Below are 13,411 nucleotides of genomic sequence, written 5' to 3'. Positions count from 1 at the left end.
CCCCGGCGTCTTCCACACCCGCGAGTGCACACACACCGGGCCGCCCCGCTTCACCAGCAACACCGAGGCCGCCCTCACCGCACCCCCGCGCCGGCACGGCGGCGGCCACGGCGCCCGCTCCGTCCTGGGGGAATCGATCCGCGCGGCCCTCGCCGCGCCCCCGCCGGCCTTCCCCGAGGGGCTGCGCTGCCGCTTCCGACCGGGACGGCCCGGCGCGCCCCTGTGGCGCCGCCCACCCTGTCGGTGTGATGGTTTTCGCATCTCGACCCGTGCGGGCACCCCCTATGGTGTCCGCGAGTACGGCAGGGCGTGGCTGACACCAGGGTGTTCGTCGCCGGCAGGCAGCTGAAGGGAATCCAGAATGTTCCGCAAGGTGCTGGTCGCCAACCGTGGCGAGATCGCCATCCGCGCGTTCCGGGCGGGCTACGAACTCGGCGCGCGCACCGTCGCCGTGTTCCCGCACGAGGACCGCAACTCGCTGCACCGGCTGAAGGCCGACGAGGCGTACGAGATCGGGGAGCCGGGGCACCCGGTGCGGGCCTACCTCTCCGTCGAGGAGATCGTGGGCGCCGCCCGCCGGGCCGGCGCCGACGCCGTCTACCCGGGCTACGGCTTCCTGTCCGAGAACCCGGAACTGGCCCGCGCCTGCGAGGAGGCGGGCATCACCTTCGTCGGCCCCAGCGCCGCCACCCTGGAGCTGACCGGCAACAAGGCCCGCGCGGTCGCCGCGGCCCGGGCCGCGGGCGTGCCCGTCCTGGGCTCCTCCCAGCCCTCCCCCGACGTGGACGAACTGGCCCGCGCGGCCGAGGAGATCGGCTTCCCGGTCTTCGTCAAGGCGGTCGCGGGCGGCGGCGGGCGCGGCATGCGCCGCGTGGAGGACCCGGCCCAGCTCCGCGAGTCGATCGAGGCCGCCTCCCGCGAGGCCGCCTCCGCGTTCGGCGACCCCACCGTCTTCCTGGAGAAGGCCGTCGTCGAGCCCCGCCACATCGAGGTGCAGATCCTCGCCGACGGCGAGGGCAACGTCATCCACCTCTTCGAGCGGGACTGCTCGCTGCAGCGCCGCCACCAGAAGGTCATCGAGCTGGCCCCCGCGCCCAACCTGGACCCGGAGCTGCGCGACCGGATCTGCGCCGACGCCGTCCGCTTCGCCCGCGAGATCGGCTACCGCAACGCCGGCACGGTGGAGTTCCTCCTCGACCGTGACGGCAACCACGTGTTCATCGAGATGAACCCGCGCATCCAGGTCGAGCACACCGTGACCGAGGAGGTCACCGACGTCGACCTGGTCCAGGCCCAGCTGCGCATCGCCTCCGGCGAGACCCTCGCCGACCTCGGACTCTCCCAGGACAGGGTCACCCTGCGCGGCGCCGCCCTCCAGTGCCGCATCACCACCGAGGACCCCGCCAACGGCTTCCGCCCCGACACCGGCCGGATCAGCGCGTACCGCTCCCCGGGCGGCTCCGGTATCCGCCTCGACGGCGGCACCACCCACGCCGGTACGGAGATCAGCGCGCACTTCGACTCGATGCTGGTCAAGCTCACCTGCCGGGGCCGCGACTTCCAGGCCGCGATCGGCCGGGCCCGGCGCGCGGTCGCCGAGTTCCGCATCCGCGGTGTCGCCACGAACATCCCGTTCCTGCAGGCGGTCCTGGACGACCCCGACTTCCAGGCGGGCCGGGTCACGACCTCCTTCATCGAGCAGCGCCCGCACCTGCTCACCGCCCGCTCCTCCGCCGACCGCGGCACCAAGCTGCTCACCTACCTCGCCGACGTCACCGTCAACAAGCCGCACGGCACGCGGCCCGAGCTGCTCGACCCGCTGACCAAGCTGCCGCCGCTGCCCGCCGGCGAGCCGCCCGCCGGATCCCGCCAGCTCCTCGTGGACCTCGGCCCCGAGGGCTTCGCCCGGCAGCTGCGCGAGTCGCCGACCATCGGCGTCACCGACACCACCTTCCGCGACGCCCACCAGTCCCTGCTCGCCACCCGGGTCCGCACCAAGGACCTCCTCGCCGTCGCCCCCGTCGTCGCCCGCACCCTCCCGCAGCTGCTCTCCCTGGAGTGCTGGGGCGGCGCCACCTACGACGTCGCGCTGCGCTTCCTCGCCGAGGACCCCTGGGAGCGGCTGGCCGCCCTGCGCGAGGCCGTCCCCAACATCTGCCTCCAGATGCTGCTGCGCGGCCGCAACACCGTCGGCTACACCCCGTACCCGACCGAGGTCACCGACGCCTTCGTGCAGGAGGCCGCCGCCACCGGCATCGACATCTTCCGCATCTTCGACGCCCTCAACGACGTCGGCCAGATGCGCCCCGCCATCGACGCCGTACGCGAGACCGGCACCGCGATCGCCGAGGTCGCCCTCTGCTACACCGCCGACCTCAACGACCCGTCGGAGCGCCTGTACACCCTCGACTACTACCTGCGCCTCGCCGAGCAGATCGTCGAGGCCGGCGCCCACGTCCTCGCCGTCAAGGACATGGCGGGCCTGCTGCGCGCCCCGGCCGCCGCCAAGCTCGTCTCGGCGCTGCGCCGCGAGTTCGACCTGCCCGTGCACCTGCACACGCACGACACCGCCGGCGGCCAGCTCGCCACCTACCTCGCCGCGATCCAGGCCGGCGCCGACGCCGTCGACGGCGCGGTGGCCTCCATGGCCGGTACGACCTCCCAGCCGTCGCTGTCCGCGCTCGTCGCCGCCACCGACCACTCCGACCGCCCCACCGGCCTGGACCTCCAGGCCGTCGGCGACCTGGAGCCCTACTGGGAGGGCGTCCGCAAGATCTACGCCCCGTTCGAGGCGGGCCTCGCCTCCCCGACCGGCCGGGTCTACCACCACGAGATCCCCGGCGGTCAGCTGTCCAACCTGCGCACCCAGGCCGTCGCCCTCGGTCTCGGCGACCGCTTCGAGGACATCGAGGCGATGTACGCCGCCGCCGACCGCATCCTCGGCCGCCTGGTCAAGGTCACCCCGTCCTCCAAGGTCGTCGGCGACCTGGCCCTGCACCTGGTGGGCGCCGGAGTCTCCCCGGACGCCTTCGAGGCGACCCCCGACAAGTTCGACATCCCCGACTCGGTGATCGGCTTCCTCCGCGGCGAGCTGGGCACCCCGCCCGGCGGCTGGCCCGAGCCGTTCCGCACCAAGGCCCTCCAGGGACGCGCCGCGGCCAGGCCCGCGCCCGAGCTGTCCGCCGAGGACCGCGAGGGCCTCGCCAAGGACCGCAGGGCCACCCTCAACCGACTGCTGTTCCCCGGCCCGACCCGCGAGTTCGAGACGCACCGCCAGTCCTTCGGCGACACCAGCGTGCTGGACAGCAAGGCCTTCTTCTACGGCCTGCGCCCGGGCAAGGAGTACGCCGTCGACCTGGAGCCCGGCGTCCGGCTGCTGATCGAGCTGCAGGCGATCGGCGAGGCCGACGAGCGCGGCATGCGGACCGTGATGTCCACGCTCAACGGCCAGCTCCGCCCGATCCAGGTCCGCGACCGCGCGGCCGCCTCCGACGTCCCGGTGACGGAGAAGGCCGACCGGTCCGACCCCGGCCATGTCGCGGCACCCTTCGCCGGTGTGGTGACGCTGGCCGTCGCCGAGGGCGACGAGGTGGCGGCGGGTGCCACGATCGCCACGATCGAGGCGATGAAGATGGAGGCCACGATCACCGCCCCGAAGGCGGGCCGTGTCTCCAGGCTGGCCATCACCCGGATCCAGCAGGTGGAGGGCGGGGACCTACTGGCGGAACTCGCGTGACCGGTCCGTCAGGCCTTCCTCGTAGATCTGCATGAGGCGCGGGCCGAGGTGCTTCACCGCGGTCGTGCGGAACTCCTCGTGCGCGAAGCGGAGCCGCGGCTCGGCCGGACCCCCCTCCTCCGCCGTGAGGAGGCGGCCGATGCCGCCCCTGAGGATCGTCTCCAGCCGGTAGGGGGCCTGGCCCGTCAGCCGGGCCAGGTCCGACCTGGTGATCCCCGCCGGGTTGGCCGCGATCAGGCCGATGACGTCCTGGTTGTCCTGGTCCGCGGTCAGTACGGTGTACAGCTCGTCGAAGGCCTCCCGGGAGACGTCCCGGGCCACGGAGGACGGCCCCAGTAGGCGGACCCGGCAGTGACGCAGCGGGTGCCCGGCGGGTACGTCGTCGGGCAGCGGCGTGCGACGGCCGGCGACGAGCACGCGCAGACCGTCGTCCGGTTGCTGCGGCAGCAGTGAGGCGATGCTGGGCAGGCCCGTCTGCGGGCCGCGGTCCTCGTCGAGACCGTCGACCAGGAGCAGCAGCCGCCGGCCCTCGGCGCGGGCCCGCGCCGAGGCCCGCCCGAGCAGGCGACTGCGCAGCTGGTCCCGTGCGCCGGAGTGCATCGTGGCTCCGGGCACGGGTTCGTCGAGCAACCAGGCCAGCTGTTCGACGAGCGAGTCGGTGAAGGCCATGCTGTCGGCGTGCCCCGCGGAGCGGTGCGTGGCGAAGAACGCCACGACGTCGACGCCGGAGGGGGGACGCAGGGCGAAGGCGGCGAACAGCGCCGTCTTGCCCGACCAGGGGGCGCCCTGCCAGCGGGCGTACGGCTCGTCCCCGTGGCAGAAGGCCGTCAGCTCGGCCAGGTCCGTCTCCCGGTCGTGGAGCACGGCGGGAGCCAGGGCGCGGATGTGGTCGGCATAGGGGGCCACCCGCTCGGGCTCCGGGCGGGGGATCTCGGGCAGCTTGTCGAGCTGTCCGAGCCCCAGCAGCGCGGCCAGCTCGGGTGAACCGGTCAGGAAGCGCTCGATCCGGACGGCTTCGAGGTGACCGGGGCCCTCGGACGGGTTGACCGCGTGGATGATGCCGACGATGTGCCCCTCGGTCCACACCGGTGCGCCCCCCATTCCCGCCCAGGGGGAGGGGCCGCCGTCTGTCGGTTCGTGCGGCGCGCCGTTCACGGTGATCTCGAGCGTGCCGCTGCGGAGGTTGGACAGCGTGGACGCGGTGCCGAACAGGTGGGCCAGGTCCCTGATGATCAGCCCGCTCTGCCAGTCCTGACGCCTCTTGTAGGCGGGGAAGCCCGCGGCTTCCACGGTGACCACCGCGGGCCGGCTCGTGATGCGGCCGTAGCGGACGGGAGGGACGACGGGGGCGTGGCTGGGCGGCTCGAACCGCAGGAGGGCGACGTCCGCGCTGTCGTCCACCCAGGCGACGGTCGCCGGGCCGGTCCATTCCTCGGAACCGAAGGTGAGCCGCAGGCGGATGTCGGCGTCGTCCTGCACCGCGTGGGCCGCGGTCAGCACGCAGTCGTTCGTCACCCGGTAGCCCGAGCCGCCGGAGCCCAGGGTCCGCACCTCGGCGATGCGCGCCGGGTCCAGGTGCCGGGAGGAGACGGCGTCGGCCTCCGTCCGCGCAGGCCGAGCGGATTCCCGGACCTCCGGCGGGTCGGCCGGGAAGAGGGTGACCGAGATCATTCCGTGCCGGATCACCACCACCGGTTCCGGCGATCCCGCGGTCTGGCAGTCCGCGACCGACCGGGGCAGCCCCAGGCCGACGGACTCGACCAGCTTCACCCAGGTCAGCAGCCGGGCCAGACGGAAGTTGCGGGGCTGTGACTGGCCCTCCAGGGCGCTCAGCCGTACCTGCCCGTCGGGCCTGTGCGAGGGGCCGCCCCAGGTGCCGGGACTGGTCACCTCGATCCGGTCGTCGAAGACGTGGACCTGTACGCAGGCCGCCTGGTCGGTGTAGTCCCGGTGGACGACGGCGTTGGCGATGATCTCCCGTACCGCGATCATCGGATAGCGGTAGGCGGGCTCGCTGAACGCGCTCGCGGCGGTGGGCGACTCGCCGAGCGCGGTCGAACTCGCCACGAAGTCCCTTGCCTGGACGATGAGTTCGGGAACCGTGCCGTGCAGGTCGAGGCTCTGCACGGGATCCGTCTTGCGGGTCCCGCGGAACCGGACGCAGCGCACCATCGCCGAGGGCAGCAGTGCCGTCGGGTTCTGTCCGAACAACAGGACCCCGGTCACGGTGGGGTGGCCGTTCTTCAGGAGCCCGGCCCGCTGGAGGAACTCGCCGGACGTCAGCTGCTCGGGCAGGGCGGCCGCCATGTCGTCCTTCAGGCCGCGCCGGAACGCCTCGATGAGCTTCTCGCTGAGCGTCTCGCCCGGGGCGATGTCGTCCATGGACACCGGGCGGCCCCCGGCACGGTGGTCGCCGCCGGTGGGTCCGGGCTCCGGAGGCGGCGGCGGGACCGCCGGCTGCTCGGCCGCCGGTGCCGGGCGGCGGGCGATGGGGACGGCTCCCGCCCCGTCGAAGGTGCGGTGCGGCGCGTGCCCGTCGAACTTGACCTGCGCGAGGTAGGTGAAGAGGTCGTCCAGGTCGACCACGTGATCGTCGTTCCGGTCGACGGCCTTGGTGAGCAGTCCGTCGACCAGGGCGCGGGTGAAGGGACTCGGTTCGCCGCGCGCCTCCGCGTCGGCCGCCCGGTCCGCCGCCGAGGTGGCGGCTATCAGATAGCGCCCCTCGCCGGACAGCGCGTCGAGGAGGCCGTCGTCGCCCTTGAAGCCGCCGCTGTGGCAGCAGTCCAGGATGACGATCTTCACCTGGGCGAAGCTGTCGTCGATGGCATCCGACAACGTCGCCGCCGGGAGGGCGGTCCCGCGCAGTCTGTCCGTCCGGGTGTCGCTCGCGCACAGGAAGAGCTTCCGGTTGCGGTTGCGGCCGTGCCCGCTGTAGTAGAAGAGCAGGGTGTCGTCGGACTCCGCGGTGCTGAAGAACTCGTCGACCGCGCGGACGATCTCCCCGGCGTCGGCTTCGGTGACCAGACGCACCTCGCTGCGTTGGAAGAGACCCGCCGTCGGGTCGGTGAGCGCGTCCCGCAGGAGCAGCCCGTCGGCCTTCGGGCCCTGGAGTTCGGACAGGGCGCCCGGGTCTCCCGGGAACCGCGAGTTGCACACGATCAAGGCCCGGTACATGCAATCCTTCGCGGTCCGTGCGGAGTTGGCGGCCGACGGCCAGCTTATGCCCTGCCCGTCGGCGCCCGCCAGACACGCGCTCGCCGCCGGCCGGACCGGCCGGCGGCGACGGGGTGCGGGGCCTACCCCCGGCCGATGAGGTGGCGCAGGCGGGCGAGGAGGAGGTTGGGGTCCCGCCGGGTGGTGAAGGCGGCGCTCGGCACGTACACGGTCCGGCCGCGGACGGCCACGGAGGTGGGGTTGGACAGGCCGTCCTCGGCGGTGAGCACGGGGTGGACACTGCCGTCCGGGTGGATCAGGACGACCTGGTTGCCGGAGTTGAGCGCGGCCAGCACGCTGCGGCCGTACCCGGGGAAGGCGAAGTCGTCGATGCCGGTGAGCCCGTCGGCGCGGGTCTCCACGGGGCCTGCGGTGCCGTCCGGGCCGACGGGGATGCGCAGCAGCGTGCCCCGGTCGCTGTTGGACACCCACACGGCGTCCCGGCGGACCTTGATGCCGTTGACGCCGGAGCCGTGGGCGGCCGGCGCCGGGAGCGGAGCGAGCGCCGGACCCGATGCCCACTTCGTGGCCGTGCCGCCGGCCTGCGGGACGCGCCAGACGGTGCCGCGCACCGAGTCGGCCGCGTACAGGACGCCCTGCCGCTCGTCGAGGGCCAGCCCGTCGGGCAGCCCGTCGGACGGCAGCGCGGCGATCTTCTCTGGCGCGCCGCCGTCGGGGGAGAGGCGCCAGATGCCGGTCCTGCGGGTGCCGGTGGCGTAGTTGACGTACAGCGTGCCGTCGTGGGCGCGGGCGATGCCGGTGACGACCGCGCGGTGCACGAGGGGGGTCGCCGGGTGGGCCACGGCGGGCAGGGTCGCCCGGATCCGGGTCAGGCCCTCGGGGGTGACGTGCGCGATCTGCCGCGCGTAGGCGAAGGTCAGGTCGGCGGAGCCGTCGGGGGCGAGCGCGATGTTCTCGGGTGTGCGTCCGGCGGCCAGGTCGAAGTGGGTGAGGACGCGCGAGTCCGTGACGAGCCGCTCGCTGCCGGGGGCGGGCGGGGCGGGCGTGGCGGCGACGAGGCCGAGCGCGAGCACGGCCGTGGCGGCGCCGGTCAGGCGGGAGGGTCGGGGCATGTGACCTCTTTTCGGTCGGCGCGCGGGGCGCCGGCGTGCGGGTCACACCAACATGACCGGGGAGGGGCCGCCGGTGGCGGGAGCCGGGCCGGGGTATCGCCCGCGCGGACCACCGGCACGCGCCCCGCGGGGCGCGCCCGGGTGACGCTCCGGCCCACGGCGCGGGCCCCGGGGCGTCCGTACCGGCCGTCAGTCCCAGAGCGGGTACGTCATGACCTGCTTGAAGCCGTCCGGACGGTTCTGCGGGTAGGTGAGGCTCATCCGGTCGTACCGCTGGACCCGGGGGTGCTTCTTCCAGGGCTTGGCCTGGTCGAGCCGGATGGTCACCGGGTAGGAGCGGAAGGTGCCGGCCGCGCAGTACGGCTTGCAGTCGTTGACCATGTTCACGCCCACGGCGGTCGCCCCGTCCGGGCCCCACTGCGACCAGTGGAGCCCGGTGAGCCGGCTGTTGCCGTCGCCGCAGGCCAGGATGAAGTCACCGGGGCGGACGGTGCGGTGCCACAGGCAGTCCACCAGGACGGGCTGCGAGGCGTCGGCCCGGGGAGGCGGCGGGGTGGTGGTGGCCGGCGGGCCGGCCGTGGCCGTGGTCATGGCCGCTGTCAGCAGGGCTCCCGCCGCGAGGGTGACCGCTGTTCCCACCACTGATCCGCGCATGGCCGCTCCCACCCGTCGTGCTGTGTCCGACCGCGTGCACCCGACGCTACGACCGTCCCGCCGTTTGCACCAGTCGCGCAGGTCGGGCCGCGTGTCCGCCGTGCGGGAGGGGTGAGCCCGCGGAAGGCAAGGCCGGAATCGGACACGTCACGAGGGCCGGCGGTTCAGCAGGCGCCCTCGTCCTGCCAGGGGCCCCACTGCGAGGCTCCGGGCGCCTCGTTCTGGGTCCACCACTTGGCCTTCCAGTTGTGCTTGCCGTACGAGACCTCGTCGCCGCCCGTGTACACCGCCGTGGAACTCCAGGCCGGCTTGCAGGAGGCGGGCGTCGGGGTCGGCGTGGGGGTGGGGGTGGGCGGGGTGGTCGGCGGGGTGACGCCGGCGAACTTCACGGAGTACTTGGCGAAGTCCCACGCGTTCTGGGCCACGCTGGAGCAGGTGCCGGAGGTACGGCCGCCGTTGTCGGCCGGTGTGCACTGCCGGTCGCGGTTGAGCGACCAGAACGTGAACCGGTCCATGTGGTGGCTCGTGGCGTAGTCGAGCACGGTCTGGAAGTCGGCCTGGGTGAAGTACTCGCCGGTGTCGCTGCGGCCGTTCATGCCCGAGAAGCCCTCGTGGGCGTAGGCGGTCGCCTGGTCCCAGCCGAAGGTGGACTGCAGGATCGTGTTGAAGTTGGCGAGCGCGCCGGTCTGGCTCGCCGCGCCGTTGAAGCCGCCGTCGAAGGGCATGATGGAGAAGTTGTTCGGGGTGAAGCCCTGCGCCTTGGCCTCCAGCAGCATCTGCTTGCCGAACCAGCCGGTGCCGTCCGCCGTGCCGGCCGTGGTCACGGACACGTACAGCCCCGGGTTGTTCTGCTGGAGGATCTTGGCGGCGCCGATCTCGTTCCTGATCGCCGCGCTGTTCTCGTACTCCGGCTCCTCCAGGTCGAAGTCGATGGCGTGCAGTCCGTACCTGGTGACGACCTGCTGGTAGGCCGCAGCCGTGGACGCCGGGTCCGCGCAGGCCTGGCCGAGCTTGGTGCCGCCGTAGCCGCCGATGGAGACGGAGACGTCGCCGCCCTTGGCGCGGATGGTGCTGATCACCGACTTCACGGCGGTGTCCGAGGCGACCGGTGCCGTGCCGCCCCAGGTCGGGGTGCAGCCGCCGCCGTCGGGGGCGAGGACGAACGCCAGCTGGAACGCCTTCAGCCCGGTGGCGTCCATGATGGCGGCCGGGTCCGGCGGGTCGTTGTCCAGCGGCATCAGATAGGGCGCGGCGGCGTACCAGCGGTTGTCCAGCGCGGTGGTCGCGCCCGAGGCGCTGCTCGCGACCAGTGCGGTGGTACCGGCGGCGGCGAGGGTGACGGCCGCCGCCGCGCCCAGACATGCCCGAAGACGTCTCATGCGTGCCTCCAGAGGGTGGGGGCCCCAGAGCGGGGAGCCCCACCCTCCGGGAGCTGTTGCGGTCACGTCAATCATTTGGACTAGACCAACGTTCACTTTGGACTAGACCATACGATTCCTTTACCTGTGCTTACCCTGGTCGACCAGGCGCAGAGTGAACCCGCGGTCGAGCGACAGGCTCGGGGTGCTGACGGTGGTGACCCGGGTGCCGGCGTCGTACGACCAGGCGCCGGGCGGCAGCTGACGCCCGTCGAGCAGGACCCGCGCGGGTGCCGCGCCGCCGTGCACGGTGAACCGGTACGCGCGGGCGTCCGCCTTGCCCGCGTAGTCACCCCGGCTCGCGCCGGCCGTCACGGTCGTACCCCTGGCGTCGCCGCGCACCGACACCCGCTGGGTGGCCGCCGCGCCCTTGGCGAAGTCGCGGGTCACACCGTCGTCCTCGTACAGCGTGTAGCGGCTGGTGCCGTGCGCCGCCGGGTACAGGTCCCAGTCCAGCTCGTGCCGGTCGCGGGTGAGCCAACTCGTCGTGCCCTTCGGCCACATGGGCACGATCGCGCCGGCGCGCACGAACAGCGGCAGGGTGTCCAGCGGGGCGTGGTAGCCGTTCAGCGTGGTCGGTCCCTCGTAGGTGCGCCCGGTCCAGTAGTCGGTCCAGGTGCCCTTCGGCAGATAGATGCCGTCGCGGGTGTCGGAGTCCTCGTACACCGGCGCGACCAGGAAGTCCGGGCCGGACAGGAACTCGTACTTCGCCCGCGCGCCCAGGGTCTCCGGGTCGTCCGGGTACTCCAGCCACAGCGGACGCACCGCACCCACGCCCGTCCTCGCCGCCTGCGCGGACAGGGTGTACATGTACGGCAGCAACCGCTCCTTCAGCTGGAGGTACTTGCGGTTGACGGACGTGTACGGCTCCCCGTCCCGCCACGGCTGCTGGTCGGCGGGCTTGCCGGTGGTGAGGTCGCTGGCCCAGCCGTCCATCGTCATGACGGCCGGCAGGAAGGCCTTCCACTGGAGGTCGCGGGCGTACATCTCGGCGTCGTGGCGGTAGATGCTGCCGATGTCACCGGTGTTGTAGGCGATACCGGACATCGTCGCCCCGGCGTACGTCGGGATCTGCCAGCGGATGTAGTCCCAGGACAGCTTCTGGTCGCCGCTCCACAGCACCCCGCAGCGCTGGGCACCCGCCCAGGACACGGGCAGCCACACGAAGCCGCGCGCGTCGCTGTTGTCCTCGATCCCCTTCTTCGCCGCGTCGCAGGCGTCCAGCGCGAACTTGTAGCCGTTGCCGACCCAGGCCACGTCCAGCTTGGCCACCCGCTGACCGGCCTTCACCTGGTCGGCGAGCTTGTCGATGCCGTCCTGGGTCCACAGGCCGAGCTGGGCGTGGTGGTCCTGGAGGCCCTTGGCGGTCTGCTCCAGGTTCTCGTACCCGCAGCCGTACCCGTCGTTGACCAGCATCCAGCCGAGCGGCATCCGGTGCTCGGTGTAGCCGTCGGCGATCTTCAGCGCGTCCAGGGTGTGCCGCTCGCCCCGGTTGGCGTTGTGCAGGTAGCAGTCGGAGTCGCCCGGTTCGAGACCGTAGACCGGCGGCATGAAGGGCCTGCCCACCAACGCCGTGTACGCGCCGATCACTTGCTTGGCGTCGCCGAGGAAGTAGTAGGCGTCCAGGCGCCGTTCCTGCTGACCGGTCGTCACCGGGGAACCGAAGGTGTAGACGCCCGGCGCGAACGTGTTGCGGAAGACGCCGTAGCCCGCGCTGGAGAGGTAGAAGGGCTGGGAGTTGTTGTAGCCGCCCTCGTTCCAGTCGAAGCTGTTCGCGACGTACATCGTCCGGCCCCGGTGCGAGAAACCGCCGTTCTGCTCGCCGCCGCCGAAGAACTGCTCGTCCGCGCCCCGCGCGAGGCTCTGCCGCATCCCGCCGGTGGACCAGCGCAGCGGCTTGTCCTCCTGCCAGATCCGGGTGCGGTTGTCCGGCCGGTACAGCCCGAACCGCAGCGGCTTCTTGTAGACGCGCAGCACGGCCTGGGGGGACCGGATGCCGTAGTAGTCGCCCGCGTCGAACGACGTCGTGTGCCGCTGGAGCGGGGGCTGCCGGCGCACGATGGCGGAGCCGGCCGGATCGCTCAGCGAGCCGGACGGGTCGGCCCGGAGCCGCAGTCGGCCCCCCTCCAGGAAGTCGGCGCGGGCGGTGAGCCGCCCCGCGCCGATGGTGTAGCTGCCGTCGCCGCCCGAGAAGGACGTGAGGTCCCCGGCGTCCGTGGTCGCGGGCAGATAGGCGGTGCCGGTGAAGGAGTTGTCGTGCACGTCGTACGGCACCACGAGCACGTGGTAGGTGCCCGAGGCCCGCGGGATCACCGTGGCCTCGGGGTCGGCGGTGCCCGCGCTGGACGCCACCTGCTTGCCGTGGTCGTCGTAGACGTACAGGTCGAAGTCGTCCGAGGGGCGTTCCCATCCGATCGACAGCGGGATGCCGCCCTCGGGGTTGTCGTCCCAGTAGCCGTCCGGCACCGAGACCGTGAGGTCGAAGCGGGCGCAGACCGTGCCGTCGGGGTCGGTGGCGGCGTCCGGGCACTTCTCGGGGCCGCCGCCGGTGCCCTTGGCGTAGACGGGGCTCTGCCAGCTGACGCTGCTGTGGGCCGGGTCCAGGACGGCGCCGGCCGCCGGTGCGGCGGCCTGGGCGGGGGCCGGGGCGGCGAGCGCGGTCCCGGCCAGGACGCTCGCCAGCCCCAGCGGTATCCAGGCCGGCCACGGCACACGGTGTCGGAGTCTTCGCACGGCGGAACAGCTCCCCTCGCACCTTTGCGGACTGACTGTTCTTACGGCGGTGTTGCTCGGAAACGCTTGAAACGAGCGCCGATCAAGCAACTTCACGCACGAAGCCTCAGGGTTGACGCAGGCTCATGTCAATACCGCGAGCGGCGGGAGGGGGGATGTCCCTCCCGCGCCCTCAGCGGCTCCGCCACCACAGCAGCCAGCCCGCGACCAGAGCCGAGCCCGCCGCGCCGGCCATCCCGCGTACGACCGCGAACAGGGCGGCCCGCCCCAGCCGGCGGACGGTGCCCCGGCGCCGCGGCGTCAACCTTTTCCGCACGCCCATCGGAGACGCAAACCCCGGCCGCTCGCCCCTCGCACGCCTCGTCCGCTTCTTCACCGCACGTTCCTTGCGCATCTTCACCGCAGGTCCTTTCCGGTTCCTCCGGCTCGACCCGAGCCGTCGGCCCGCAGTCTGCTGCCGTGTCGTCCGACCGCCCCGGAGCGGCGGGGACACCGGGCGAACTCGTCCTACGCTGGCTGTTCGGCGCGTTGCCCGCCCTGCCCGCCGCGGGCGGGAACGGACGGCGGGCAGAAGGGGGATGTGG

Annotated in this window: 6 protein-coding genes and 1 pseudogene; 1 reads left to right on the top strand and 6 read right to left on the bottom strand. The window is 72.9% G+C overall.

The window, feature by feature from the left end; translation table 11 throughout:
- Positions 1-361 precede the first annotated feature (361 nt).
- Positions 362-3,736 (top strand): pyruvate carboxylase, encoded by a 3,375-nt coding sequence (locus IEZ20_RS22385; protein ID WP_189301512.1) that lies wholly within the window; start codon positions 362-364, stop codon positions 3,734-3,736.
- Here IEZ20_RS22385 and IEZ20_RS22380 read toward each other — a convergent pair.
- The 6 genes and pseudogenes from IEZ20_RS22380 to IEZ20_RS40430 form a co-directional block, all read right to left on the bottom strand.
- Positions 3,716-6,910: a caspase, EACC1-associated type gene (locus tag IEZ20_RS22380; RefSeq protein ID WP_189301510.1), complete on the bottom strand. Its 3,195-nt coding sequence runs from the start codon at positions 6,908-6,910 to the stop codon at positions 3,716-3,718. The two genes, IEZ20_RS22385 and IEZ20_RS22380, sit on opposite strands and share 21 nt — an antisense overlap.
- A 122-nt stretch (positions 6,911-7,032) precedes the next feature.
- Positions 7,033-8,022: an NHL repeat-containing protein gene (locus IEZ20_RS22375; RefSeq protein ID WP_189301508.1), complete on the bottom strand. Its 990-nt coding sequence runs from the start codon at positions 8,020-8,022 to the stop codon at positions 7,033-7,035.
- A 189-nt stretch (positions 8,023-8,211) separates the two neighbouring features.
- Positions 8,212-8,676 carry a hypothetical protein gene (locus tag IEZ20_RS22370; protein ID WP_189301506.1) on the bottom strand — a complete coding sequence of 155 codons (465 nt, stop codon included), beginning with the start codon at positions 8,674-8,676 and terminating at the stop codon, positions 8,212-8,214.
- A 164-nt stretch (positions 8,677-8,840) separates the two neighbouring features.
- Complete coding sequence (locus tag IEZ20_RS22365) at positions 8,841-10,055, bottom strand: chitinase (RefSeq protein WP_189301504.1); 1,215 nt, start codon at positions 10,053-10,055, stop codon at positions 8,841-8,843.
- Positions 10,056-10,199: 144 nt separating this feature from the next.
- Positions 10,200-12,356: pseudogene (locus IEZ20_RS22360) on the bottom strand (glycoside hydrolase family 31 protein); the annotation flags it as partial.
- A gap of 643 nt (positions 12,357-12,999) precedes the next feature.
- Entirely contained in the window at positions 13,000-13,131 is a 132-nt protein-coding gene (locus IEZ20_RS40430; protein ID WP_268253077.1) for a hypothetical protein, read from the bottom strand.
- Positions 13,132-13,411 lie beyond the last annotated feature (280 nt).

It is taken from the genome of Streptomyces cinerochromogenes, assembly GCF_014648635.1.
GTDB classification, from domain to species: Bacteria; Actinomycetota; Actinomycetes; order Streptomycetales; family Streptomycetaceae; genus Streptomyces; species Streptomyces cinerochromogenes.
Note: the sequence above shows the minus strand (reverse complement) of the source record. Positions and strands in the feature narration are given on the sequence as shown.